Annotated in this window: 23 protein-coding genes; 12 read left to right on the top strand and 11 right to left on the bottom strand. The window is 70.6% G+C overall.

Going from position 1 to position 23,973, the window contains the following annotated elements; translation table 11 throughout:
- Positions 1-93 precede the first annotated feature (93 nt).
- The gene (locus tag IF78_RS0122655) at positions 94-1,332 is read right to left on the bottom strand and encodes an amidase (RefSeq protein WP_051828087.1); all 1,239 of its coding nucleotides are present in this window, start codon (positions 1,330-1,332) and stop codon (positions 94-96) included.
- A gap of 124 nt (positions 1,333-1,456) precedes the next feature.
- On the bottom strand, positions 1,457-1,978 hold the full coding sequence (locus IF78_RS0122650) for a DUF6668 family protein (protein WP_031477960.1): 522 nt from the start codon (positions 1,976-1,978) through the stop codon (positions 1,457-1,459).
- A gap of 292 nt (positions 1,979-2,270) precedes the next feature.
- Between IF78_RS0122650 and IF78_RS0122645 the strand changes: the two genes are divergently transcribed.
- A complete protein-coding gene (locus IF78_RS0122645) occupies positions 2,271-3,719 on the top strand; it encodes a tetratricopeptide repeat protein (protein ID WP_031477958.1) in 1,449 nt (482 codons plus the stop codon).
- A 33-nt stretch (positions 3,720-3,752) separates the two neighbouring features.
- On the opposite strand, the gene IF78_RS0122640 is transcribed toward IF78_RS0122645, so the two are convergent.
- The 4 genes from IF78_RS0122640 to IF78_RS0122625 all read right to left on the bottom strand — a co-directional run bounded on the left by IF78_RS0122640 (position 3,753) and on the right by IF78_RS0122625 (position 7,466).
- Entirely contained in the window at positions 3,753-4,703 is a 951-nt protein-coding gene (locus tag IF78_RS0122640; RefSeq protein WP_031477957.1) for a M28 family metallopeptidase, read from the bottom strand.
- Between the two features lie 161 nt (positions 4,704-4,864).
- Positions 4,865-5,350 carry a VOC family protein gene (locus IF78_RS0122635; RefSeq protein WP_031477956.1) on the bottom strand — a complete coding sequence of 162 codons (486 nt, stop codon included), beginning with the start codon at positions 5,348-5,350 and terminating at the stop codon, positions 4,865-4,867.
- 157 nt (positions 5,351-5,507) lie between these two features.
- Positions 5,508-6,461: an EamA family transporter RarD gene (gene rarD, locus IF78_RS0122630; RefSeq protein ID WP_031477954.1), complete on the bottom strand. Its 954-nt coding sequence runs from the start codon at positions 6,459-6,461 to the stop codon at positions 5,508-5,510.
- Between the two features lie 150 nt (positions 6,462-6,611).
- Positions 6,612-7,466: an SDR family oxidoreductase gene (locus IF78_RS0122625; RefSeq protein WP_031477952.1), complete on the bottom strand. Its 855-nt coding sequence runs from the start codon at positions 7,464-7,466 to the stop codon at positions 6,612-6,614.
- Between the two features lie 89 nt (positions 7,467-7,555).
- Here IF78_RS0122625 and IF78_RS0122620 point away from each other — a divergent pair, with 89 nt between their 5' ends.
- The 3 genes from IF78_RS0122620 (at position 7,556) to IF78_RS0122610 (ending at position 9,273) form a co-directional block, all read left to right on the top strand.
- Complete coding sequence (locus tag IF78_RS0122620) at positions 7,556-7,987, top strand: winged helix-turn-helix transcriptional regulator (protein ID WP_031477951.1); 432 nt, start codon at positions 7,556-7,558, stop codon at positions 7,985-7,987.
- A 236-nt stretch (positions 7,988-8,223) separates the two neighbouring features.
- Positions 8,224-8,766 carry a DUF6082 family protein gene (locus IF78_RS0122615; RefSeq protein WP_037640992.1) on the top strand — a complete coding sequence of 181 codons (543 nt, stop codon included), beginning with the start codon at positions 8,224-8,226 and terminating at the stop codon, positions 8,764-8,766.
- 270 nt (positions 8,767-9,036) lie between these two features.
- A complete protein-coding gene (locus IF78_RS0122610; RefSeq protein ID WP_031477947.1) occupies positions 9,037-9,273 on the top strand; it encodes a hypothetical protein in 237 nt (78 codons plus the stop codon).
- A 69-nt stretch (positions 9,274-9,342) separates the two neighbouring features.
- Here the strand turns inward: IF78_RS0122610 and IF78_RS0122605 are convergent, their stop codons facing one another.
- The 5 genes from IF78_RS0122605 to IF78_RS0122585 form a co-directional block, all read right to left on the bottom strand.
- On the bottom strand, positions 9,343-10,425 hold the full coding sequence (locus tag IF78_RS0122605) for a 2-oxoacid:ferredoxin oxidoreductase subunit beta (protein ID WP_031477945.1): 1,083 nt from the start codon (positions 10,423-10,425) through the stop codon (positions 9,343-9,345).
- Positions 10,418-12,346 carry a 2-oxoacid:acceptor oxidoreductase subunit alpha gene (locus IF78_RS0122600; RefSeq protein ID WP_031477943.1) on the bottom strand — a complete coding sequence of 643 codons (1,929 nt, stop codon included), beginning with the start codon at positions 12,344-12,346 and terminating at the stop codon, positions 10,418-10,420. Before IF78_RS0122600 ends, IF78_RS0122605 begins: the two co-directional genes overlap by 8 nt.
- Before the next feature lie 249 nt (positions 12,347-12,595).
- Positions 12,596-13,255: a LuxR C-terminal-related transcriptional regulator gene (locus IF78_RS0122595; RefSeq protein WP_280514411.1), complete on the bottom strand. Its 660-nt coding sequence runs from the start codon at positions 13,253-13,255 to the stop codon at positions 12,596-12,598.
- A 318-nt stretch (positions 13,256-13,573) separates the two neighbouring features.
- Positions 13,574-14,938: a sensor histidine kinase gene (locus IF78_RS0122590; protein WP_031477941.1), complete on the bottom strand. Its 1,365-nt coding sequence runs from the start codon at positions 14,936-14,938 to the stop codon at positions 13,574-13,576.
- Positions 14,939-15,061: 123 nt separating this feature from the next.
- Positions 15,062-16,270: a sensor histidine kinase gene (locus IF78_RS0122585; RefSeq protein WP_031477940.1), complete on the bottom strand. Its 1,209-nt coding sequence runs from the start codon at positions 16,268-16,270 to the stop codon at positions 15,062-15,064.
- Between the two features lie 292 nt (positions 16,271-16,562).
- On the opposite strand from IF78_RS0122585, the gene IF78_RS0122580 reads away from it, so the two are divergent.
- The 8 genes from IF78_RS0122580 to IF78_RS0122545 are packed head-to-tail and all read left to right on the top strand — an operon-like array spanning position 16,563 to position 23,971.
- Entirely contained in the window at positions 16,563-16,985 is a 423-nt protein-coding gene (locus IF78_RS0122580) for an NADH-quinone oxidoreductase subunit A (protein WP_031477938.1), read from the top strand.
- Positions 16,976-17,680: an NADH-quinone oxidoreductase subunit B gene (locus IF78_RS0122575; protein ID WP_037640990.1), complete on the top strand. Its 705-nt coding sequence runs from the start codon at positions 16,976-16,978 to the stop codon at positions 17,678-17,680. Before IF78_RS0122580 ends, IF78_RS0122575 begins: the two co-directional genes overlap by 10 nt.
- Positions 17,677-19,260 carry an NADH-quinone oxidoreductase subunit C gene (locus tag IF78_RS0122570; RefSeq protein ID WP_031477934.1) on the top strand — a complete coding sequence of 528 codons (1,584 nt, stop codon included), beginning with the start codon at positions 17,677-17,679 and terminating at the stop codon, positions 19,258-19,260. Before IF78_RS0122575 ends, IF78_RS0122570 begins: the two co-directional genes overlap by 4 nt.
- Entirely contained in the window at positions 19,257-20,225 is a 969-nt protein-coding gene (locus IF78_RS0122565) for a complex I subunit 1/NuoH family protein (RefSeq protein WP_031477932.1), read from the top strand. Before IF78_RS0122570 ends, IF78_RS0122565 begins: the two co-directional genes overlap by 4 nt.
- A gap of 2 nt (positions 20,226-20,227) precedes the next feature.
- On the top strand, positions 20,228-20,893 hold the full coding sequence (locus IF78_RS0122560) for a NuoI/complex I 23 kDa subunit family protein (protein WP_031477930.1): 666 nt from the start codon (positions 20,228-20,230) through the stop codon (positions 20,891-20,893).
- Positions 20,890-21,591 (top strand): NADH-quinone oxidoreductase subunit J family protein, encoded by a 702-nt coding sequence (locus tag IF78_RS0122555; RefSeq protein ID WP_031477928.1) that lies wholly within the window; start codon positions 20,890-20,892, stop codon positions 21,589-21,591. Before IF78_RS0122560 ends, IF78_RS0122555 begins: the two co-directional genes overlap by 4 nt.
- The gene (nuoK, locus tag IF78_RS0122550) at positions 21,591-21,980 is read left to right on the top strand and encodes an NADH-quinone oxidoreductase subunit NuoK (protein WP_031477927.1); all 390 of its coding nucleotides are present in this window, start codon (positions 21,591-21,593) and stop codon (positions 21,978-21,980) included. Before IF78_RS0122555 ends, nuoK begins: the two co-directional genes overlap by 1 nt.
- Complete coding sequence (locus tag IF78_RS0122545) at positions 21,977-23,971, top strand: NADH-quinone oxidoreductase subunit 5 family protein (protein WP_031477925.1); 1,995 nt, start codon at positions 21,977-21,979, stop codon at positions 23,969-23,971. Before nuoK ends, IF78_RS0122545 begins: the two co-directional genes overlap by 4 nt.
- Positions 23,972-23,973: the final 2 nt, after the last annotated feature.

The raw sequence follows: 23,973 nt of genomic DNA, 5'->3' as shown, positions 1-23,973 counted from the left end.
CAAACGGTCGGCCACAACTGGTGCCGCAGATGGTCGGCATACGAATATTACTCGCGCGTGCATCTATCGCTCATGCATTAATCTCTCCGCGCATTATATGTGCACGCATGCACTTGTCCAGGGTCCGATATGCCTCTCGGCCACCCCAGCCACTCCGAGCAGCAGCGATTCCGCTCCACGCGCCGCCACGAGCTGGAGCCCGACCGGGCAGCCGTCAGCGTCGAATCCCGCGGGAATGCTGATCGCTGGATGCCCGCTCAGGTTGAACGCCCAGGTCAGCGCCGTGGAGTAGCGGTCGCCGGGGCCTTCGTGGCCGTGTGGTGAGGTGGGGGCGGTCGGGGTCACGAGTAGCTGTGCGTCGGCGAGGAGGCTGTCGAGGCGGCTTTCGTTCGCCGCCCGGATGCGGTGGGCGGGGGCGAGGTCGGCGCCGGGCGTGCGGAGCGCGAGCCATGCGGGGGCCGGGTCATCGAGGTGGAGGGGTGGGTTTGGGTGTGTGAGCCGTAGCGCGCCGGCTTCGGCGAGTCGTACGGCTGCGGAGTGGGCGACGGCGACGATGGCCGGGTCGGGGGAGTCGAAGCCGAGGTCGGGAGACCATACGGCCGTCGGCGTGGCGAACTCGGTGGGCGGTGCGTCGTTGTCGTCCGACCCCTCCGCCCGCACTGTCCCCCCGTGCGCCCGCGACATCACACCCCAGTACGCCGCCACATCCGCCACGCACCGGGCCAGCACCCCCGGCGCCATGAGCCCGGTACGGTCGGCCGACGGCAGCCGCCCGTTGGTCACCTTGAGTCCGACGATCCCGCACCACGCCGCAGGGATCCGTACCGACCCGGCCCCGTCGCTCCCGGTCGCGAGCGGTACCAGCCCCGCCGCCACAGCCGCCGCGGAACCGGCGGAGGAGCCGCCCGGCGTACAGTCGTACCGCCACGGGTTGACGGTACGGCCGTAACGGCCAAGCCCCCAGGTCTGCCAGGGAGTTCCCGGCCCCGGAACGGACGTCGCCCCCACCGCCACGCACCCCGCCGCCAGCAGCGGGCCGGCGGTGCGCAGCCCGTGCCGCCCCTTGACGCCGATCGGCACACCGGCCAACGGCAGCCGCTCACCCGCGCCGACTCGCACGTCCACCTCGCCGGCGCGTTCGAGTGCCTCCTCGCCCCACACCTCGAGGAAGGCGCACAGCACGGGATCGGTGCGCCGGATCCGTTCGAGGGCCGCCGCGACGACGTCGACGGCGCGGAGAGTGCGCGAGCGGACGGCGGAGGCGATCTGCTCGGCAGAGAGGGGGGCGGGGGCGGGCCGGGGTTCTGGGCGGCGGTCGCGTGCGGTCGTCATGGGGTGATTCTCCGCGAATGTTCCCCCGTAAGGGCCTCGCAAGCTTCCGCGGAGTCACCACGCCGACCGACGCACCCCGCCCCGCTTCAGCGAGAACGCCCCGACCGACGCACCCCGCCCCGCCTCAGCGAGACCGCCCCGTCAGCCGCGCCAGCGCATCCGCCTCCCGAGGTGGCTTCCCGGTCAGATCGCCGAGCCGCCAAGCGGGCACCCAGGGCACCCGGTACACATCGATGACCGACTCGATCACCTTGACGCGCTCGGCGAGTGGCCGCGGAAGTCGTCCCGGCGCGTCCGCGACCAGGACCACGGCATTGAGGTCGAGACCGTGTGGCGCCTCCCCGCGCCGGAAGACCTCGAGGGCGTTCAGGGCGGCGGCCAGCCCGGTCGCATGCGTGCGGGCGACGAGCAGTACCGACGGCGGGTCGGCGGGCCCCGGCCAGGCGTGCCCGCAGTCGTGGCCGCCGTACACCGTGGCGAGCGTGGAGACACCCGCCCCACCGTGTGTGCCGACCCAGGAGAAGCGCCGGGGCGTGTCGGCGGCGGGAGAGGGCGGGGGGTCGTCCGGTAGGGCCACCGGCCCGCGGATCCAGATCTCCGGTCCGAGTTCCGGTTGCCCCTGTTGCACGTGCATGTCAGTCCGCATGCCCGCACTCCTCCCTCGTCACGCCACCGATCTTGGCGCCAGGCATGAGAACGCTGTGACGTGGCACAAGCTCCTGGAACGAGTCTGTGACGCCACGGTGACGTCCGCGCCGCCCGCGTCCGGAGAGACTCGACAATATGTGTACGAGGTGCAGGCCGGGTCCGAAGCGCGGGTCCGGCCTGTACGACCGGATCGTGACGCCGGGGAAGCCAGGCGGACGGCGGCAGGGAGCACCATGGAACCGGAACCCGCCGTCCGCGACGTCCCCCGACGCATGCGAGTGAGGGAAGCGATGTCTCGACTCAGCCGCGCGAAGAAGCGGGAACAGAAGCGCGCCGCGGCCTCGGCGGCCCCCGCGGCCGCGCCGATCGACGTGCGCGTCCCCGCCGTCGGTCCGGGCGCGAGCGGCGCGTCGATCGGCGGCGTACCCGTCGCCGCGGCCCCCGGCGAGGAGATCCAGCACGTTGTCCTGACCCACCTCCAGCGCATCGCCCTCGCCTCCGGCCACCCCGTGCATGCCACGGTCCACGACGAGCGCATCGGTTACGTCGTCCCGCTCCTGGTGGACGCGGACGGCTCCAGCCGGTTCACGGCTGATCCCGTACGGACGGCTCCCCCGGTGGAACGGACGGTTCCGTCGGCGGAGCGCACGGCCTCGCCGGGGGAACAGGCATTGCCAGGAGATGCCGATGCCGTACGGCATCCCGTGGTGCCGCCGGCGTCGTCCATGCCGCCCGCGTCACCCGTTCAGTCGGCGTCGGAGACCCCGCCTGCTCCGCCCGCTCCGGATGCGACTCCGTATCGGGACAGGCCTACCCATGTCCTACGACCCCTGCAGGACCCGTCGCAGGACGCCCCGCCCACGTTCCGGATGCGCACCTTGTCCGGGCCGGTGCAGGACAGGGTGCCCGGCACGGTCGCGCCGCCGCTGGGGGAGTTCGGCCCACCGCCGCCCATGGACGCGAGGCCGCTGCCGACGGACGTACCGCAGGCCGACGTACCGCCAGTCGGCATGCCGATTCCCGGCGGCCCGACCCCAGGTGTGCCCAGGGTCGACCAGGCGCCGGACCACGTACGCGAACCCACACCCCTGCCCGCCCGTGACTCCACCCCTGCCCGTGACTCCGCCCCCGCCCGTCACTCCGCGCCCGAGCGCGACCCCCTCCTCCTCTCGGAGCCCGACCCCGACCCCACCCCGCCACCCCGAGGCTTCGACGCCGTGGCCGAAGCCGTTCTCGGGGACGGGCGACCCGCGCCCACCGCCGACGCCTCCCCCTTCGCCGAGCAAGTGGCCCGGATCCACGAGGCCGTGACGGCGGGGCGGACCACGGAGGCGGCGGAGCTCGCGGAGCGGGCCGTGGCGGAGGCGTCCGCGGTGCTGGGGCAGGCGCATGCCGAGGTGCTGTGGATCCGTGAACTCGCCGCGTACATCGCCTATTTGACCGGCGATCCGGTGCAGGCCTTCCGTCTCTCCCTCGAGGTGTCCCGGACGCACCACCGCATCGGGGACGCGGATGCGGCGTACGGCAGCCTCCATGGCGCGGCCACGGCCTGGCGGGCCGTACGCGACCCGGCGCTGGGGCTCGACCTGGGCCGGGAGCTGCTGGGCCTGTGGACCGAGCAGCTAGCGACCGAGGGCGGTCCGGCCGCCGCGGACATCGAGGAGCTGGAGTCGGCCCGCGCCCGCATGGACCGGCTCGCCACTCGTGCCGCCAAGTCGGCCGAACCGCCCGTGGATTGAGTCAGCGGCTCCGCGGATCAGGGGATCAGCGGGTCACTCCGACAGCTCCCACACCGCGTACGCCACGGCGTCGCTGTTCCGGTCGAGGGCGGTGTCGTTGATGTTGGACGTGGTGTCGCAGGACGAGTGGTAGCAGCGGTCGAAGGCCTGCCCCGACGTACCGCCCCACTTGGCCACCTGTGCCGCCGTCTTCGTGCGGCTCGCCCCCGTGAACAGCCCGCCCACCGGCACGCCCGCGCTCTTGAACGGTGCGTGGTCGGAGCGGCCGTCGCCCTCGGTCTCGATCTCGGTCGCGACGCCGAGGCCGGCGTAGTAGTCCTTGAAGGTCTTCTCGATCGCGGGGTCGTCGTCGTAGACGAAGTAGCCGGGGTTGGGCGAGCCGATCATGTCGAAGTTCAGATAGCCGCTGATCTTCGCGCGGTTGGCGGCGGAGAGGTTGTTGACGTAGTAGCGCGAGCCGACGAGCCCCAGCTCCTCCGCGCCCCACCAGGCGAACCGCAGATGCTTGGTGGGCTGGTAGCCGGCCCGCGACACGGCGAGCGCGGTCTCCAGGACGGCCGCCGAGCCGGAGCCGTTGTCGTTGATGCCGGGGCCGGAGGAGACGCTGTCGAGGTGCGAGCCGGCCATGACGACCTGGTTGGTGTCGCCGCCGGGCCAGTCGGCGATGAGGTTGTAGCCGGTACGGCCGGAGGACGTGAACTGCTGGATGGTCGTGGTGTACCCGGCGGCGTCCAGCTTGGCCTTCACATAGTCGAGCGAGGCCTTGTAGCCGGGGCGTCCGTGGGCGCGGTTGCCGCCGTTGGCGGTGGCTATGGACTGCAGCTGGGTGAGGTGGGCCTTGACGTTCGTCACGGGTATGTCGGGCGCGGCGGCGGCCTCGACGTCGGCCTTGGATGCCGCGCCGGCCATGGACCCGCTGGTCAGCAGCGTGGCGGTGGCGACCGCGGCGGCCGCCGACGCACGCCAGGAGACGGAGAGCTTCATGTGGGGGGCTCCGAATTCCAGGGGGACCCCCGTGGGGTCACCACAGGGGATCCACAGTGAATGGGGTGCCTGGATGGTCGGCGCGTGCCTGACTCTCCGTCAAGAGCCTTATTCGGACTGGAAGTTCCTATAGGGAAAACCCTGCGCTCCGCGTTCGTTCCTCACTGCACGCAGAACTCGTTCCCCTCCGGATCCGCCATCACCGCCCACTCCCCGCCCGGCTCCTTCACGTGCCGCAGCACACTCGCTCCCAGCCTCTCCAGCCGCCCGACCTCGGCCTCGCGCTCCCCGGCCGCCGCGTGCAGATCGAGATGGAGCCGGTTCTTCACGCTCTTCGCCTCGGGCACCCGCTGGAACAGCAGCCGCCGCCCGAGCCCGGTCCCCCTGTCCTTGTCATACGGGTCGTCCGGATGCCGCACGGCCACCAGATCCCGGAAGGCGAGGCGGGCATGGAACTCGACGACCGCCTCACGCGGCAGCGCGCCGAGTTCCAGCAGCCGCTCGATGAGGGCGTTGTTGTCCTCGACCTCGTAATGCAGCGCGGCGGCCCAGAAGTCGGCCTGCGACTGCGGGTTGGCGCAGTCGATGACGAGCTTCCAGTGGAGGGGGGCGGGTGCGGTTCCGGGGGCCTGTGTTGGCTGTGTCATGCGACCACTCATAGGGGGAGGGGGAGCGGGCCGCAATGGGAATCGCCGGTCGGTCGGTCACTCTCAACGCCGGTCCAGGCGAACTCAGCCCGTCCGGCGTTTGAGGACGAGGCCCCTTCAGGGCCGAAGCGGGGGTCTGGGGGCGGCAGCCCCCAGCTCAGGCGTCCACCGCGGCGGACGCCGGCTTCTCAACCCGCGGCACGCTGAGCCGGCCCACCCGGCCCCGCCGAGCGGAGCGCATCGCGTCTGCCGTCAGCAACGTCAACGCCAGCCACACCAGCGCGAACCCGGCCCACCTCTCGGCCGGCATCGCCTCATGGAAGTACAGGACACCGAGCAGGAACTGGAACACCGGCGCAAGGTACTGCAACAGCCCCAGCGTCGACAGCGGCACCCGTATCGCGGCCGCGCCGAAGCAGACGAGCGGCAGGGCGGTGACGACACCCGTGGCCGCGAGCAGCGCCACGTGTCCCGGCCCCTGCGAGGTGAACGTCGACTCCCCGCGCGCCGACAGCCAGACCAGATACCCCAGGGCGGGCAGGAACTGGATCGCGGTCTCGGCGGCCAGCGACTCGACGCCGCCGAGGTTGACCTTCTTCTTCACCAGCCCGTAGGTGGCGAAGGAGAAGGCGAGGACGAGGGAGATCCACGGCGGCCGCCCGTACCCGACGGTCAGCACGACCACCGCCGCGAGGCCGACCCCGACCGCCGCCCACTGCACCGGCCGCAGCCGCTCCTTCAGCAGCAGCACGCCCATCGCGATGGTGACGAGCGGATTGATGAAGTACCCGAGCGAGGCCTCCACCACATGGCCCGTGTTCACGGACCAGATGTAGACGCCCCAGTTGACGGTGATCACACCCGCGGCCACGGCGACGAGGGCCAGCCGCCGAGGCTGCCGTATGAGCTCACCCGCCCAGGCCCAGCGCCGTACGACGATCAGGGCGACCGCCACGAAAACGAGGGACCAGGTCATCCGGTGCGCGAGGATCTCGACCGCCCCGGCGGGCTTGAGCAGGGGCCAGAAGAGGGGAACGAGCCCCCACATCCCGTACGCCGCGAAGCCGTTCAGCAGTCCTGCGCGCCGCTCACTCTGCGACTTCCCGCTCACGGCCCCTCCTTCGCGCCCTCACCCGGCCGCGCGAACGCGACGGCCTGCACGAAGGTAACGCCGAACGCCCCCGCGTGTCATGTCCGTATCGCCATACGGTCATGACACGCGGGGGTGCGGCTCTCGACGTGCGCCTCGGTCGCGCCGGGCTCAGTTCTTGACCGCGGCGGCGATCGCGTCGGCGAGGGGCGTGGTCGGACGGCCGGTCAGGCGGGACAGGTCCCCGCTGTCGACGACCAGCTCGCCCTTCTCGACGGAGGCGTCCACGCCGGCCAGGATCGCGGCGAGCGGTCCGGGCAGCCCGGCGCCGGTCAGGATGCCGGTGAAGGCCTCGACGGAGACGGGGTTGTTGGCGATCTCCTTGCCGGTCTGCCGGCTCAGCTCGGCGGCGTACTCGGCGAAGCTCCAGGCGACGTCGCCGCCCAGCTCGTACGTCTTGTTCTCGTGCCCCTCGCCGGTGAGTACGGCGACGGCGGCGGCCGCGTAGTCGGCGCGGGAGGCGGAGGAGACGCGGCCCTCGCCGGCGGCGTGGGTGACCGCGTTGAACTGCAGAACCGGGGCGAGGTTCTCGGTGTAGTTCTCGTGGTACCAGCCGTTGCGCAGCAGCGCGTACGGCAGACCGGACTCCAGGAGCGCCTTCTCGGTGCCCCGGTGGTCGTCGGCGAGGGCGGCCGTGAGGCTGCCGGGGGCGCTGGTGTAGGCGAGCAGTGCGACGCCGGCGGCCTTGGCGGCGTCGATGACGACCTTGTGCTGGCCGACGCGGTCGTTGCCGACCTCGCTGCCGGATATGAGCAGCACCTTGTCTCCGGCCGCGAACAGCCCGTCGAAGGTCTCGGGGGTGTTGTAGTCGGCGACGGCGATCTTCACGCCGCGCTCGGCGAGGTCGGCGCCCTTCTCGGGGGTGCGGACGACGGCGGTGACCTGGTCGGCCGGAACCTTCTCCAGCAGCTGTTCCACGACGTGGCGGCCCAGGTTTCCGGTGGCTCCGGTGACGACGATGCTCATGAGGAGAACTCCTTGTGGGGTGCGATGGCACTAACCCTAGGAGAGGCGCTAACTATGCGAAAGTACCCACTTTGAAGTAAGGTACTGGCATGACAGTAAGTACTGTGGACACCATGACAGCCGTGCCGACCGGCAAGTACGGCACCGGCGAGGAGATGTGCCCGTACCGCCTGGTCCTGGAGCATGTCACCAGCCGATGGGGTGTCCTGGTCCTGATCGAGCTCCTGGAGCGCCCGTACCGCTTCAGCGAACTGCGCCGCGCGATCAGCCGCTGGGGAGGCCGGGGCGTCAGCGAGAAGATGCTGACCCAGACCCTCCAGACCCTGGAACGCGACGGCCTCGTCCACCGCGACGCCAAGCCGGTGATCCCGCCCAGGGTCGACTACTCCCTGACCGACCTGGGCCGCGAGGCGGCGGAACAGGTGCGCGGGCTCGCGCTGCGGACCGAGGAGCGGATGGCGGAGGTGCAGAAGGCGCGGGAGGTGTACGACGCGCGGAAGAGCGCTTCTGAGCAGCGATGATGGGCTCGGCCGGAGCCGAATGAACGAATGCGGGCGGCGCCTGCGGGGCACACGTATGTCAGGGCGCCGGTCGACGTAAGCCTCACGTCCTTCCGTGCGCCCCCTCTCCGCCTCCCGCTCCGACTTGAACTGCCGGGCATGCTGGAGGCGGTCTTTCGAGTCCACCGCGCACCGGTCCTCGCGCCGCCCGCAACGCCGCGGACAGGAGGAAGGGGCTGCCTGACACGGGGGTTGACATGCCCACTCTGATGCCACCTCTGCGGCGGATCGGCTTGGCGATGCGGGCCGGATTCCGTCGACGACGGCACCAGGAGGAGCTTGTCCTGGGTCTCGTGCGGGAACTGGCCCGTCTGAGGTCCGAGATCCACTACGCGAATCTGATCCAGTACCACCGCCTGGTCATGGAGCAGTCGAGCGAGGCGATGGACGACCCGGCCCTCGGAGAGACGCTGAGCACGCTCAAGGCGGTGACGGAGCGGCAGCGCCGGCAGTTGCTCTTCGCGAACCGCGAGTATGCGACGGTGCTCCTGGCGCATCGCATCGGCCTGTTCGACTGGGACGAGCTGATCGGGCATCTGAGGGTGCTCAGCATCAACCCGGTGTTCGCCGACTACTGGCGACGCACGGCGGAGCACCGCCTCAGCCTTCCCCATGAATCGCTCGAGGCCACGGTGGGACGGGCGGTGGACGTGCTGATGGAAGAGCTGGCCGATGACCCGGATGAGTGGTGGGTGGTGGGCGACGGCGACGGGCCGCAATCGCCGGACTCGGCGACGTGATCGACCACCCCGGTACGCCAAGCGGGGTGTCGACATGCAGACATGATTACCAAGAGTTACTCAATCTCACGGAAATGTGCATACTTCTACAGTCGGCTGGGTACGATCTCGCGCCTGCGCAGGTACGCGGAAGGCGCTTTTCCTGGCTTCCAGTTGACGAACTGTCAGATTCAGTGGCCTTCCGCTGCGTGCTGCCCTCAATCGTCTCTCGGCGGGCTCGGGGAGTCCGCCGTGGGAGGTTGTGAGCGCAGAGGGAGCCCGCGCGTGTCCTTGAGAATCGTCCGTCGCATCGGAGATTCCCCCCGTCAGCGAGGCAGCGTCACCGGAGAGACCTGCCCGGACATCTTCGAGCTGAGCGACGGGGACTTCGCGGTCATCGGCACGGACCGGACCGAGGACCTGGACGCGCAGCTCCCGGCGGACGCCGCCCGGGCCGACTATGAGCGCATCGTCGTCATCTCCCGCGAGACCCTGGTCCGAGCCAAGAGGGACATCCCCAGCGCCTGACGGCGTACAGGGCGAAGGGCTTGGACGCCGTACGACACCCAAGCCCTCCGCCGTGTTCGAACGCGCCGGTCAGCCCACGACCGTCCAGGTGTCCCCACCCGCCAGCAAGGCCGCCAGGTCACCCTTGCCGTTCTGCTCGATCGCCGAGTCCAGCTGGTCGGCCATCTGTGTGTCGTACACCGGACGGTCCACCGAGCGGAACACGCCGATCGGGGTGTGATGCAGGGTGTCCGGGTCGGCCAGGCGGGACAGGGCGAAGGCTGTGGTCGGGGATGCGGAGTGGGCATCGTGGATCAGGATCTGCGACTCGTTCTCCGGCGTCACCGTGACGACCTTCAGGTCACCCGTCTGTGCGTCCCGTACGACGCCGCGCGAACCGTCGTCGGTGCCGAAGCGGATCGGCTGCCCGTGCTCCAGGCGGATCACCGCCTCCTCGGCCTGCTGCTTGTCCTTGAGGACCTCGAAGGCGCCGTCGTTGAAGATGTTGCAGTTCTGGTAGATCTCGATCAGCGCGGTGCCCTTGTGGGCGGCCGCCTCGCGCAGGACCTGGGTGAGGTGCTTGCGGTCGGAGTCCACCGTGCGCGCCACGAAGGACGCCTCCGCGCCGATCGCGAGGGATACCGGGTTGAAGGGTGCGTCCAGCGAGCCCATCGGTGTCGACTTGGTGATCTTGCCGACCTCGGACGTCGGGGAGTACTGGCCCTTCGTCAGGCCGTAGATCCGGTTGTTGAACAGCAAGATCTTCAAGTTGACATTTCGGCGCAGGGCGTGGATCAGGTGGTTGCCGCCGATCGACAGCGCGTCGCCGTCGCCCGTGACCACCCATACCGACAGGTCCCGGCGCGACGTGGCCAGGCCCGTCGCGATCGCGGGCGCGCGGCCGTGGATGGAGTGCATCCCGTATGTGTTCATGTAGTACGGGAAGCGAGACGAACAGCCGATGCCCGAGACGAAGACGATGTTCTCCTTGGCCAGGCCCAGCTCCGGCATGAAGCCCTGTACCGCGGCGAGGATCGCGTAGTCACCGCAACCGGGGCACCAGCGCACCTCCTGATCGGACTTGAAGTCCTTCATGGACTGGCGGGCCTCGGCCTTGGGGACGAGCGAGAGCGCCTCGATCGTGCCCGTGCCTTCCGCGGACGTCTCAGGCATCGATGGCCTCCTTGAGAGCCTTGGCGAGCTGTTCCGCCTTGAACGGCATGCCGTTGACCTGGTTGTACGAGTGGGCGTCCACCAGGTACTTCGCGCGGACCAGAGTGGCGAGCTGGCCGAGGTTCATCTCGGGGATCACCACCTTCTCGTAGCGCCCGAGTACCACGCCCAGGTTGCTCGGGAACGGGTTCAGATGGCGCAGATGCGCCTGCGCGATCGACTCACCGGCGTTGCGCAGCCGGCGCACCGCGGCCGTGATCGGGCCGTACGTCGATCCCCAGCCCAGCACCAGCGTCTTCGCCTCGTGCGGGTCGTCGACCTCCAGGTCGGGCACCTCGATGCCGTCGATCTTGGCCTGACGGGTGCGGACCATGAAGTCGTGGTTGGCCGGGGCGTACGAGATGTTGCCCGTGCCGTCCTCCTTCTCGATCCCGCCGATCCGGTGCTCAAGACCCGGCGTGCCCGGGATCGCCCACGGCCGGGCGAGGGTCTGCGGGTCCCGCTTGTACGGCCAGAAGACCTCGGTGCCGTCCTCCAGGGTGTGGTTGGGCCCCTGCGCGAACTGCGTGGTCAGGTCCGGCAGCTCGTCCAGCTCCGGGATGCGCCAGGGCTCCGACCCGTTGGCCAGATAGCCGTCGGAGAGCAGCATCACGGGTGTTCGGTACGTCAGCGCGATCCGCGCCGCCTCCAAAGCCGCGTCGAAGCAGTCGGCCGGTGTGCGCGGGGCGACGATCGGCACCGGTGCCTCGCCGTTGCGGCCGAACATCGCCTGCAGCAGGTCCGCCTGCTCGGTCTTGGTCGGCAGACCGGTCGAGGGCCCGCCGCGCTGGATGTCGATCACCAGCAGCGGCAGCTCCAGCGACACCGCGAGGCCGATGGTCTCGGACTTCAGGGCTACGCCCGGACCGGACGTCGTGGTCACCGCGAGCGAACCGCCGAAGGCCGCTCCCAGCGCCGCGCCGATACCGGCGATCTCGTCCTCGGCCTGGAAGGTCCGTACGCCGAAGTTCTTGTGCTTGCTGAGCTCGTGCAGGATGTCCGAGGCCGGGGTGATCGGGTACGAGCCCAGGAACAGCGGCAGGTCCGCCTGGCGAGACGCGGCGACCAGCCCGTAGGACAGCGCGAGGTTCCCCGAGATGTTGCGGTAGGTGCCGACGGGGAAGGCCTTCGCCGCCGGGGCGACCTCGTAGGAGACGGCGAAGTCCTCCGTCGTCTCGCCGAAGTTCCAGCCCGCGCGGAAGGCGGCGATGTTGGCGGCCGCGATGTCGGGTTTCTTGGCGAACTTCGACTTCAGGAACTTCTCGGTGCCCTCGGTCGGGCGGTGGTACATCCAGCTCAGCAGGCCCAGCGCGAACATGTTCTTGCTGCGCTCGGCCTCCTTGCGGGTGAGGTCGAACTCCTTCAGCGCCTCGACGGTCAGCGTCGTCAGCGGCACCGGATGGAGGCTGTAACCGTCGAGCGAACCGTCCTCCAGCGGGCTGCTGTCGTAGCCCACCTTCTGCATCGCCCGTCTGGTGAACTCGTCCGTGTTGACGATGATCTCCGCGCCGCGCGGCAGATCGCCGATGTTGGCCTTCAGCGCCGCCGGGTTCATCGCGACCAGCACGTTCGGCGCGTCGCCCGGCGTCAGGATGTCGTGATCGGCGAAGTGCAGCTGGAAGGAGGACACGCCCGGCAGGGTGCCGGCGGGGGCGCGGATCTCCGCCGGGAAGTTCGGCAGCGTCGACAGGTCGTTGCCGAAGGACGCCGTTTCCGAGGTGAAGCGGTCGCCGGTGAGCTGCATACCGTCGCCCGAGTCTCCCGCGAAACGAATGATCACCCGGTCCAGCCGGCGGACGTCCTTCGTCCCTGCCGGTTTGCGCTGCTCTCCCACGACGGCTTCGTCGGCCTGCTCCGCTGGGCTACTGACCTGGCTGGTCACTGAACTGGCCCTCCTTCGAGGCGGCTGTCTGGGCATGGCCTTCCCGCAAGCCTTCCCAGGATCAACCCTACGTCCGCAGAGGTCGCCCTCCCGGGACCATTCGCATGACGGACATGATTTTGAGACGCTTCCCCACCCTGACTTGTCATGATTTCCACGCCCCCCGGCGCTTGCTTACAAGACGCTCCCCGCTCGTTCTTCGGTTCTGGGCTCCGCCGGAGCCCCGTTATCTGACACGGTGTCAGACCGTCAGGAGTTCAGGTAGGTGAGGACCGCCAGAACACGGCGGTGGTCACCGTCGCTCTGGGACAGCCCGAGCTTGAGGAAGATGTTGCTGACGTGCTTCTCGACGGCGCCGTCGCTCACCACCAGCTGCCGGGCGATCGCGGAGTTGGTCCGCCCCTCGGCCATGAGTCCCAGGACCTCCCGCTCCCGCGGAGTCAGCCCCGCGAGCACGTCCTGCTTACGGCTTCGGCCCAGCAGCTGGGCGACGACCTCCGGGTCGAGGGCCGTCCCCCCTTGCGCCACCCGCACGACCGCGTCCACGAACTCGCGAACCTCCGCCACGCGGTCCTTGAGCAGATAGCCGACTCCGCGGCTGGAACCGGCCAGCAGTTCGGTGGCGTACCGCTCCTCCACGTACTGCGACAGTACGAGTACCCCCAGCCCGGGGTGCGACTTGCGCAGCTGTACGGCAGCCCGTACTCCTTCGTCGGTGTGCGTCGGCGGCATTCTCACGTCCGCCACCACCACATCCGGCAGCTCGCCCTGTCCGTCCAGCTCGGTGATGGTCTTGATCAGCGCGTCGCCGTCTCCGACGCCCGCCACGACCTCGTGCCCACGGTCGGTCAAAAGCCGGGTCAGTCCCTCCCTGAGCAGCACCGAATCCTCGGCGATGACCACCCGCACCCTGTCCTCCACGTCCCCGGCCCCCCGTGTGCCTTGGCATTCGGCCGAGCGTGTCCCGGCCCTGTCGTTCTTCGCGCCCTCAGTATCCCGCGATCGGCTCTTCCGCACCGGGCCTGTGGATAACTGCATGCGAACGGCGTGACGGGACTCGGGGTGTGTTTGCGGGCAAGGCGTGCTTGCGGTCAATTGCGTGCTTGCGGTCAATGCGTGTTTGCTGCCACACGGAAATCCGGCCCCCGAACCAACCGGAGCCGGATCCCTATGTCAGTGGGACGCCGAAGGGCACCCCCGAACGGCACCCGAACGGCACCCTCCGAACTACACGGTCCGCCAGGGAAGCTCCGCCGTCACCCGGGTGGGCCCGCCGACCGGCGAGTCGACCACCAGGATCCCGTCGACCGCGTCCAGCCGCTCGGCCAGTCCCGACAGCCCCGAGCCGCCGGAGGTGCCCGCGCCACCGACCCCGTTGTCCACGACCTGCAGCATCAGCCGGTTCTCCACCCGCCACACATCCACGGCCGCCCAGGTGGCCCGCGAGTGCTTGCTGATGTTCTGGAGCAGCTCCGACACCGTGAAGTACGCGATCCCCTCGATCGCCGGCACCGGCCGCTCCTCCAGGTCTACCTGTACCTCCACCGGTACCGCGCACCGCGAGGCCACCGCGGACAGGGCCGCGTCCAGCCCCCGGTCCGTCAGCACCGCCGGATGGATGCCGCGTGCCAGATCCCGCAGCTCCTGCAGGGCCGTCTTCACCTCGCCGTGCGCCTCGTCCACCATCCGGGCCGCGGCCTGCGGGTCCTCCGCGAGCTTCTCCTTCGCGAGGCCCAGATCCATGGCCAGGGCCACCAGGCGGGCCTGGGCGCCGTCGTGCAGGTCGCGCTCGATGCGCCGCAGGTCGGCAGCCGCCGTATCGACCACGACACCGCGGTCGGACTCCAGCTCCACCACACGCGTGGCCAGCCGGGACGGCCCGAGCAGGCCGTGCACCATCACCCGGTCGACCATCGTCAGCGCCCGGACGATCCAGGGAGTCGCGAGGGTGAAGAGCAGGCCGACCAGCGCGGTCACCGTGATCTCGAAGGGGTTGTCGAGGTAGATGCGGTGGGTCCCGTCGCCGTACAGCTGAAGGCCGTCCTGGCCCGCCCACACCGGGAAAACCCAGAACCACAGCGGATAGGTGAGCAGCGCCCAGCCGTACGCCCAGACGTTCACGGCGACGACGAAGGAGAACACCGCCCACGGGAAGTGCAGCACCGCGTACAGCAGGGTCCGCCACGACGTGCCGCTCTTCAGTACCGCGCCCATCCAGGCCATGAAGCCGCGCCGTCGCATCCGCAGCGGCTCCGGCTCGGCCACGTTCAGGTCGAGCAGCGCACGCGCGCGTGCCCGCTCCAACGCGCCGAACCCCCGGCAGCCGGCGAGGGCCGCCGCCAGCACCGGGATGCCGAGGAACGTCACCAGCAGGCCCGCGCCCAGCGACACCATGGTGATGGCGTACACGAACAGCAGGATGCTGATCGGCAGGCTCAGCAGCACATACCCGAACTCGCGCCAACTGCGCGCCTCGAACGGCGCCCGCAGCCCGGCCGGCAGCCGGTGCCGTCGTTCGCCGCCGTGCTCGGGGAGGCCGCGCTCGGGGAAGCCGAGCCCGTGCCCGTAGCCCTGTCCGTACTCCGTGGCCATCGGCGCCGTCCGTTCTCCTCGTCCCGTCAGCCCCGCCGGGGCTGTTGCGTCGTACCTCCACCCTCCTCGACGCCGGGTCCGGGGAACATGGAGGCCGTCGGCGTCTTGAACGGGGGGTTTTCCCTACCCCTGCCCGGGGACGCGGTCCCGCCAGGGCAGCTCGGCCGTCACCGTCGTAGGGCCGCCCTGCGGTGACTCGATGACGAACAGGCCGTCCACCGCGTCCAGCCGGTCGGCGAGCCCGCGCATGCCCGTGCCGCCGTCGAGGCTCGCGCCACCGCGGCCGTCGTCCCACACCTGGATGAGCAGCCGGTCGTCCGACCGCCACACATCGACCGACGCCGTCTTCGCCCAACTGTGCTTGCTGATGTTCTGCAGCAGCTCGGAGACGGTGAAGTAGGCGATGCCCTCGATGGCCGCGGCCGGTCTGGACAGCAGGTCGACCGTCACCTTCACCGGCACCGTGCAGCGCGAGGCGACCGCCGACAGGGCGGCGTCCAGGCCGCGGTCGGTGAGGACGGCCGGATGGATGCCGCGCGCCAGATCGCGCAGCTCCTGCAGTGCGAGCTTCACCTCGCCGTGCGCCTCCTCGACCATCGCCGCCGCCGAGTCGGGGTCCTCGAGGAGCTTCTCCTTGGCCAAACCCAGGCCCATGGCGAGGTTGACGAGGCGAGCCTGCGCGCCGTCGTGCAGATCGCGCTCGATGCGCCGCAGATCGGCGGCCGCCGTATCCACGACGACCCCCCGGTCCGACTCCAGTTCGGCGATACGGCGCTCCAGCTCGTCGGAGGGCGACAGCAGGCCGCGCACCATCGCCCGGTCCGCGTTGGCCAGACCCCGCGCGATGAAGGGCAGCACCGGCCACAGCACGAACAGCGAGGTCAGCGTGATGGTGAAGGTGAGGATGCCCCAGGGCAGCCGGATGAAGTCGTACAGGACCGTCCGCCAGCCCACCGGGTCCTTCAGTGCCAGCCACAGCTGCGGGAAGAAGCCGTTCCTGCTGCCACGCAACGGCAGCGGGCTCGGCTCGTCCACCCGCACCCCGAGCAGCGCACGCGCGCGTGCCCGCTCCAGCTTGCCCAACTGCCGCGCGCCCATCAGCCCGGCCGCGAGCAGCGGGAACCCGATCACCGTCACGGTCAGCCAGGCACCGGTGAACAGCACCGTCACGACGTAGACGAAGCCGAGCAGCGACACGGGAAGGTTCGCCAGGAGGTGCGCGATCTCCTTCCATGTGGTCCGGTCGTAGGCGAAACGGGCAGGTGGCAACGGCGGCTGGTCGCTGTCGGGCCGCCCGGCGGCGTTCCGCGATGGGCTGGGGCGTTCGGTCATATGGGCTAGCGTGCCGCGCGGTACGCCGTCGCGCCATGAGGCGGACCGCCGTGATCTCCGGGGGAAATCCCCACCCTCGGGACCGGCCGGGCCGTGGGCCCGCGTCCGCCGTCGCATCTCGACGAGATCTCAACGCGTGACGGGCTGCTTACGCTGTCTTTAGCAGGGCCTAGACTCCCGTGCGTACAGATCGTCGAACAGTGGTGTTCACGAGATCACATTTCGCAGGACACTGGTCCCAGGGCCTGTTTCCTGGGGCATCGGTCACGAGGTCAGGGAGCGAGGGACGGACGTGTCGGAACAGACCGTCGTCGTCGCGGCGGATGCGCACTACGTCGTCGTCTCGGCGGACTACTTCCAGTCCTACTCGGTCGTCGGACTGCTAGCCGTCATCGGCGTGCTGTTCGTCGCCGTCGCCTTCGGGGCGGGCCGACTGCTGCGCCCCGTGGTCCCCACGCCCGAGAAGCTGCTGACGTACGAGTGCGGCGTCGACCCCGTCGGCGAGGGCTGGGCCCACACCCAGGTCCGCTACTACGTGTACGCCTTCCTGTACGTGATCTTCGCCATCGACTCGATCTTCCTGTTCCCCTGGGCGACGGTCTTCGCCGACCCCGGCTACGGCGCGACCACGCTCGTCGAGATGTTCGTCTTCCTCGGCTTCCTGGCCGTGGGTCTGCTCTACGCATACAAGAAGGGCGTTCTGGCATGGACGTGACGCCAGACACCAACGAGCAGCCGGTTCTGTTGCCGGAACCGAAGCGGCTGGGCGCGCTGGCCCGCCTCGCTCCCGAGCCGATGAAGGTGATCCTGAACTGGGGCCGCCGCTACTCGCTCTGGGTCTTCAACTTCGGCCTCGCCTGCTGCGCGATCGAGTTCATCGCCGCGTCGATGGCCCGCCACGACTTCATCCGCCTCGGCGTGATCCCCTTCGCGCCCGGCCCGCGCCAGGCCGACCTGATGGTCGTCTCCGGCACGGTGACGGACAAGATGGCCCCGGCCGTGAAGCGCCTGTACGAACAGATGCCCGAGCCGAAGTACGTCATCTCCTTCGGGGCCTGCTCGAACTGCGGGGGCCCGTACTGGGACTCCTACTCCGTCACCAAGGGCGTCGACCAGATCATCCCGGTGGACGTGTACGTCCCCGGCTGCCCGCCACGCCCCGAGGCGCTGCTCCAAGGGATCCTGAAGCTCCAGGAGAAGATCGCGCGGGAGTCGCTCGGGGAGCGGTACGCGGGCGCGGCGGGGCGTCCGTCGACGGCGGCTCTGCAGAGTGGGCTGGTGCGGGGGCCTGGGGTGGCGGGGGTCGGTGGTGGTGCTGAGGGTTCTGGCGGCGCCCCTGGTAGCAGCGGGGCCGATGGTGCTGCTGACGGTGTTGCCGATACTGGCGGCACGGGGGAGGCGGCCCGATGACGACGATCGGCTGGCTGCCCGCCCCCGTCGAGGACCTCTTCGGCGCGGAGGCCACGGCCGAGGAGTCGTATGAGGTCCTGACCGTCGACGTACCCCCCGCATCCTGGCTCGTGGCGCTGGAGACGGCCCGCGACGAGCTGGGCTGCACCTACTTCGACTGGCTGAGCGCGGTCGACGAACCGGGCACGGGCTTCCGCGTCGCCGCCCACGTGGCGGCTCTGTCTCCGGTACGACGCCTGCTGGTCCGTACGACGGTCCCGCATGAGGCCCCGACGCTGCCCTCCGCGGTCGGCGTCTACGCGGGCGCGGCCTGGCACGAACGCGAGACGCACGAGATGTTCGGCGTGCGGTTCGCCGACCACCCTGCCTTGGACCACCTGCTCCTCCCGGAGAACTTCGAGGGCCACCCCCTGCGCAAGGACTTCGTCCTGGCGGCCCGCGTCGCCAAGGCCTGGCCCGGCGCCAAGGAACCCGGCGAGTCGGAACACGGCGGCCCCAAGCGCCGCCAGATGCTCCCGCCCGGCGTCCCCGACCCCAACGAATGGGGCCCCCTGAAGGGCCAGCTACCCCCTGCCCCGGCCCGCCCGGCCAGGGGCGCGGGACGTGCAGCTGGGGAGCGGCCGGCGCGGGCTGCGGGGGAGCGGCCGGTGCGGCGTACGCGTACGGCGGCGGAGGGGTCGGCGAGCCAGGCCGGTGCGTCGGCCGGAGCTCCGGAGGGGGGTGCGGTGCCACGGCGGGCTCGTTCGGCGGCGGAGGGTTCGGCGAGCCAGGGTGGGGAGTCTGCGGCTGGGGCACCGGCGGCCGGTGCGGTGCGGCGGACGCGTACGGCGGCCGAGGGTTCGGCCGGCCAGACCGCTGCTGCGGGTGCCGAGCCGGCGAGGGAGGCAGGCTCGTCCCCCGCGGATACCGGCACGACGCCGACCGCATCCGGCACGCCGGCCGCGCCACGCCGCGCGCGGACTGCCGGCGAGGGCTCGGTGAGCCAGCGGGCCGAGGCGCTGACGGACACAACAACCGAGGGAGCGGACGAGCGCGCAGAGGGGGACGGCCGGGGAACGGCGGCACCCAGCACCTCACCGACCGCGCCCACCACCCCGTCGGCCCGGCGTACCCGCAGCGCGAGCGAAGGCTCTGCATCACAGCGCCCTGGAACGGGGAGCGCCCCGAGCGGCCCTCGCCGTTCGCGCAGCGCCTCGGAGGGCTCGGCGAGCCAGAGGGCAGTTGACGCTCCCGATGAGCCCGTGTCCGATGAGCCCCTGTCCGATGAGGCCGCCTCCGGCAAGGCTCCCGACAAGGCCGCCTCCGGTGCGGCGGCGTCCGATGCTTCTGCGTCTCCGAGGACCCCCACGGCCCCCCGCAGCCCGGACGCCCCGTGGCACCACGCCCGCCCGGCCTTCGACGAACCGGAAACCAGCCGCCAGGTCGAGCCCGACCCGCAACCCGAGCCGGCACCAGAGCAGTCCGACCCCGGCGAGGCGACCGCCGCCGAGCCCACCCCCAAGAGGGACCGGGCAGCCAACCCCGAGCAGTCCCCGGACTCAGACGACGACCCCACCGATCCCGCAGGAGGCCCGCAGTGAACGACGCGCTCGACGTCACCCTGCGACTCCTGATCGTCTTCGTCGTCTTCCTCACCTTCCCCCTGATCATCGGCCAGACCGAGCACAAGGTGATGGCCCACATGCAGGGCCGCCTCGGCCCGATGTACGCCGGCGGCTTCCACGGCTGGGCCCAGCTCGTCGCCGACGGCGTGAAGTTCGCGCAGAAGGAGGACGTCGTCCCCGCCGGCGCGGACCGCCGCATCTTCCAGCTCGCCCCCGCTGTGGCCCTCCTCCCGTACCTGCTCGTCCTCCTCGCCATCCCCATCGGCCCGGGCGAGGGCGCGGTCGGCGAGGTCATCGACGCCGGCATCTTCTTCGTCCTCGCGGTCATGGGCGTAGGCGTCCTCGGCTCGCTCATGGCCGGCTGGGCCTCCGCCAACAAGTTCTCCCTCCTCGGCGGCCTGCGCACCGCCGCCCAGCTCCTCGCCTACGAACTCCCGATGCTGCTGACCGCCGCCTCCGTCGCGATGGCGGCCGGCACCGTCTCCCTTCCCGGCATCCTCGACGCCTTCGAGTGGTGGTGGCTGCCCTGGCAGATCGTCGGCGCGATCGTCTTCTTCGTCGCCGGACTCGCCGAACTCCAGCGCCCGCCGTTCGACATGCCCGTCGCCGACTCGGAGATCATCTTCGGCGCCTACACCGAGTACACCGGCCTCCGCTTCGCCCTCTTCCTCCTCGCCGAGTACGCCGGAATCGTGGTCCTGTGCGGCCTGACCACCGTCCTCTTCCTGGGCGGCTGGCACGGCCCCTGGGGCGCCGACGGCCTCGGCTGGGTCTGGACCCTGCTGAAGACGGCCGTCCTCGCCTTCATCGTGATCTGGCTCCGCGTCACCTACCCCCGACTGCGCGAGGACCAGCTCCAGAAGCTCTCCTGGACCCTCCTCGTCCCCCTCTCCCTCGCCCAGATCGCCCTCACCGGCGTCGTCAAGGTGGTGATCCAGTAACCATGGCCATTCCTGGAAGTGGCCTCGCCAAGGGCCTGGCCGTCACCCTCCGCACGATGACGAGGAAGTCCGTCACCGCGCAGTACCCGGACACTCAGCCCGACCTCCCGCCCCGCACCCGCGGCGTGATCGGACTGTTCGAGGAGAACTGCACGGTCTGCATGCTGTGCGCCCGCGAATGCCCGGACTGGTGCATCTACATCGACTCCCACAAGGAGACGGTCCCGGCAGCGACCCCCGGCGGCCGCGAACGCAGCCGCAACGTCCTCGACCGCTTCGCCATCGACTTCTCCCTGTGCATGTACTGCGGTATCTGCATCGAGGTCTGTCCTTTCGACGCCCTGTTCTGGTCCCCGGAGTTCGAGTACGCCGAGACCGACATCCGCGACCTCACCCACGAACGCGACAAGCTCCGCGAGTGGATGTGGACCGTCCCGGCCCCGCCCGCCCTTGACCCCGGTGCGGAGGAGCCCAAGGAGATCGCCGCCGCCCGCAAGACCGCCGAGAAGCTGGCCGCCCAGCAGCAGGCCGCAGCCGCCGAACCCCCCGCCCCCAGCACGACCGAGCCGCACGCGGACGAGCAGGCCCGCGCCGCCGGGCAGCCCACACGACCGGCGGGGGAGTCCAAGCAGCAGACGGACCAGCCGAAGCAGGAGGGCCGGGAATGATCCTCGCCGCAACCGCCGGCATCCTCGCGGCACATCCGACCACCACGGCCGCCACCGACACCCACGGCTTCCTCTCCCCGACCGGAGTCGAGATCGCCTTCCTCCTGGTCGGCCTGGTCACCTTCGGCGCCGCGCTGGTCACCGTCACCACCCGGCAGCTGGTGCACGCCGCCCTGTGGCTGGTGGTCACTCTCGGCGGCCTCGCAGTCGAGTTCCTCCTGCTCACCGCCGAGTTCATCGCCTGGGTGCAGGTCCTCATCTACGTCGGTTCCGTCGTCGTCCTCCTTCTGTTCGGTCTGATGCTCACCAAGGCCCCCATCGGCCGCTCCCCGGACGCCGACTCCGGCAACCGCTGGGCCGCCCTCACCGTGGCCGTCGCCAGTGCGGCCACCTTGATCTGGGTGGTCGTCGACGCCTTCCGCACGACCTGGATCGACCTCGACGGCCCCGCCGCCGGCTCCACCAGAGCCACCGGCGAGAGCCTCTTCCAGAACTGGGTCCTCCCCTTCGAGGGCCTCTCCGTCCTCCTCCTCGCCGCCCTGGTCGGCGCGATCGTCCTGTCCCGCAAGGCGAAGGAAACAGCCGAACAGCCCGGCGCGGGCGTCTCCGCTCCGACTCCCGCCGACCGGCCCGGCACTGGCGCCTCCGCCACCGCCGCCACCGAGCCCGGCGCCCCGAGCGAGAAGGAGCCGCGCTGATGCACCTCGCCTACCCCGCCGTACTCTCCGCCCTCCTCTTCTGCACCGGCCTGTACGGCGTCCTCGCCCGCCGCAACGCGATCCTGGTCCTGATGTCGGTCGAGCTGATGCTCAACGCCGTCAACCTCAACCTGGTCGCCTTTGACGTCTGGCTCAGCAAGACCGCCGAGGAGACCCTGCACTCCGGCCAGGCCCTGACCCTGTTCACCATCACCATCGCCGCCGCCGAGATCGGCATCGGCCTGGCGATCGTCCTCGCCGTCCACCGCAACCGCGGCACCTCGGACATCGACAAGCTCCGCGACACCGCCGAGAGCCACGACACCGACGGCCCCGACCACGACGCCCTCACGACCGGGCAGGCCGAGAAGGCTGAGGCCACCGCGTGACCACGACCACCCTCGCCGCACTCGTCCCCCTCCTCCCCTTCCTGGGCGCCTCGGCCGGCCTGCTGCTGGGCCGCACGGCCCCCGGATTCGTCCGCCCGCTCGCCGTCGTGCCGACGCTCGCGTCCCTGGTACTCGCCGCGGTGGTCGCCGTGCGCCAGGGCGGAGACCAAGCGATCAACGCCGCCACCGAGCTCACGCCCACCGGCTCGGTCCCGATCGAGCTCGCCCTGCACATCGACGGCTTCGCAGCCCTGGTCGCCGTCCTGGTCGGCGTCGTCGCGACCTGCGTGCAGATCTACTCGACCGGCTACCTGCGCGAGGACCCGCGCTACCCCTCGTACGCCGCGCTCGTCTCCCTGTTCACCTCCGCGATGCTGCTCGTCGTCTACTCCGGCGACCTGATGGTGCTGCTGGTCGGCTGGGAGATCATGGGCATCTGCTCGTACTTCCTGGTCGGCCACTACTGGGAGACCCCGGAGGCCCGCGCCGCCTCCATCAAGGCCTTCCTGGTCACCAAGCTCGGTGACGTCCCCTTCCTCATCGGCCTGTTCGCCCTGGCCACCGACGCCGGTTCCTTCCGCATCACGAAGGTCCTCGGCACCGTCGCGAGCGGCGGACTCGACCACCCGACACTGATCGCCCTGCTGCTCCTCGCGGGAGTGGCAGGCAAGTCGGCGCAGTTCCCGCTGCACACCTGGCTCCCCGACGCGATGGCGGGCCCGACGCCCGTCTCCGCGCTGATCCACGCCGCGACGATGGTCGCCGCCGGTGTCTACTTCATCGCCCGACTCCTCCCCGTCTTCGAGGCCTCCCAGGCCGCGATGATCGTCCTCGCCGTCATGGCCGCCGTCACGATGATCGGCTCCGGCCTCGCCGCGCTCGCCCAGGACGACATCAAGCGCGTCCTCGCCTACTCGACGATCGGCCAACTCGGCTATATGACCGGCGCCCTCGCTGTCGCCGACCGCGGTGCCGCCGTCTTCCACCTCCTCTCCCACGGCGCCTTCAAGGCGCTGCTCTTCCTCGCGGCCGGCGTGATCATCCACGCCGCCGGCACCAACTCACTGGCCGCCATGTCGCGCATGAGCCACCTGCGCGACCGCGTCCCGGACGCCTTCTGGACGATGACCGTGGCGCTCCTCGCGCTCGCCGCGATCCCGCCGTTCAGCGGCTTCTTCTCCAAGGAGTCCGTCCTCGGCGCCGCCGAGCACGTCGCCACCGGCCACACCGAGCACGCCCCCGGCGCCGCGGGCTGGACCGTCCTGATCGCCGGCGTGGTCACCGCCCTGCTCACCGCCGCGTACGCGATGCGCTTGTGGCTGCTGGCCTTCCGCGGCCGGGGCGCCGAGGCCCCCGACCACGGCAGGCAGCCGCTGACGATGACCGTGGTGCTGTGGGTGCTGGCCGTGCCGTCCCTCGCCGTCGGCGCGCTCGCGTACCGCGTGCTCCCGGACTGGTTCGACGGCCGCGACCTCGCCCCGACCCTCACCACCTCCGTCCTCGGCACGGGCATGGCCCTGATCGGCGGCATCGTCACCTACGCGGCCTGGCGACACACGACCTCGCTCGCGGCCCGTGTCCCGCTGGGTGCGGTCGCGGCCCATCCCGAGGGCGACGCCGCCCAGGTCGAGGCGGAGGCCATCGCCAGTCACGCGCCCGTGTACGGGGGAGTGGCCTACGCCCCGGACCCGGCGGACCCCGGCCGACTGCTGCTCGGCCCGCTGCACCGCCCCGCGGCCGTCGGCTTTCACCTCGACGAGGTGTACCGGGCGCTGTTCGTCCGCCCTGTCCAGGGCGGCGCGAGCCTCGTCCGATTCCTCGACCGTGAGGTCGTCGACACCTACGTGCGTGGGGCGGGTGCTCTACCCCGCTGGCTCGGCATCGCCGTACGGCGCGCCCAGACCGGCAATGTGCAGACCTATGTGAGCGCGCTGCTCGCCGGCACCGTCGTCCTCGCGGTCGCCGCCGTCCTCGTCGCCATGGGAGCGTGAGC

Origin of the sequence: Streptomyces bicolor (genome assembly GCF_000719285.1) — a bacterium.
Lineage (GTDB): Bacteria > Actinomycetota > Actinomycetes > Streptomycetales > Streptomycetaceae > Streptomyces > Streptomyces bicolor.
The sequence above is the reverse complement of the archived record's forward strand: the minus strand, read 5'-3'. Positions and strand labels throughout refer to the sequence as shown.

What these genes read in the sequence shown, in the direction of transcription:
- IF78_RS0122655 (WP_051828087.1), bottom strand. Translation starts at nt 1,332, where the DNA reads ATGACGACCGCACGCGACCGCCGCCCAGAACCCCGGCCCGCCCCCGCC.
- IF78_RS0122650 (WP_031477960.1), bottom strand. Translation starts at nt 1,978, where the DNA reads ATGCGGACTGACATGCACGTGCAACAGGGGCAACCGGAACTCGGACCG.
- IF78_RS0122645 (WP_031477958.1), top strand. Translation starts at nt 2,271, where the DNA reads ATGTCTCGACTCAGCCGCGCGAAGAAGCGGGAACAGAAGCGCGCCGCG.
- IF78_RS0122640 (WP_031477957.1), bottom strand. Translation starts at nt 4,703, where the DNA reads ATGAAGCTCTCCGTCTCCTGGCGTGCGTCGGCGGCCGCCGCGGTCGCC.
- IF78_RS0122635 (WP_031477956.1), bottom strand. Translation starts at nt 5,350, where the DNA reads ATGACACAGCCAACACAGGCCCCCGGAACCGCACCCGCCCCCCTCCAC.
- IF78_RS0122625 (WP_031477952.1), bottom strand. Translation starts at nt 7,466, where the DNA reads ATGAGCATCGTCGTCACCGGAGCCACCGGAAACCTGGGCCGCCACGTC.
- IF78_RS0122620 (WP_031477951.1), top strand. Translation starts at nt 7,556, where the DNA reads ATGACAGTAAGTACTGTGGACACCATGACAGCCGTGCCGACCGGCAAG.
- IF78_RS0122615 (WP_037640992.1), top strand. Translation starts at nt 8,224, where the DNA reads ATGCCCACTCTGATGCCACCTCTGCGGCGGATCGGCTTGGCGATGCGG.
- IF78_RS0122605 (WP_031477945.1), bottom strand. Translation starts at nt 10,425, where the DNA reads ATGCCTGAGACGTCCGCGGAAGGCACGGGCACGATCGAGGCGCTCTCG.
- IF78_RS0122590 (WP_031477941.1), bottom strand. Translation starts at nt 14,938, where the DNA reads ATGGCCACGGAGTACGGACAGGGCTACGGGCACGGGCTCGGCTTCCCC.
- IF78_RS0122585 (WP_031477940.1), bottom strand. Translation starts at nt 16,270, where the DNA reads ATGACCGAACGCCCCAGCCCATCGCGGAACGCCGCCGGGCGGCCCGAC.
- IF78_RS0122575 (WP_037640990.1), top strand. Translation starts at nt 16,976, where the DNA reads ATGGACGTGACGCCAGACACCAACGAGCAGCCGGTTCTGTTGCCGGAA.
- IF78_RS0122570 (WP_031477934.1), top strand. Translation starts at nt 17,677, where the DNA reads ATGACGACGATCGGCTGGCTGCCCGCCCCCGTCGAGGACCTCTTCGGC.
- IF78_RS0122560 (WP_031477930.1), top strand. Translation starts at nt 20,228, where the DNA reads ATGGCCATTCCTGGAAGTGGCCTCGCCAAGGGCCTGGCCGTCACCCTC.
- IF78_RS0122555 (WP_031477928.1), top strand. Translation starts at nt 20,890, where the DNA reads ATGATCCTCGCCGCAACCGCCGGCATCCTCGCGGCACATCCGACCACC.
- nuoK (WP_031477927.1), top strand. Translation starts at nt 21,591, where the DNA reads ATGCACCTCGCCTACCCCGCCGTACTCTCCGCCCTCCTCTTCTGCACC.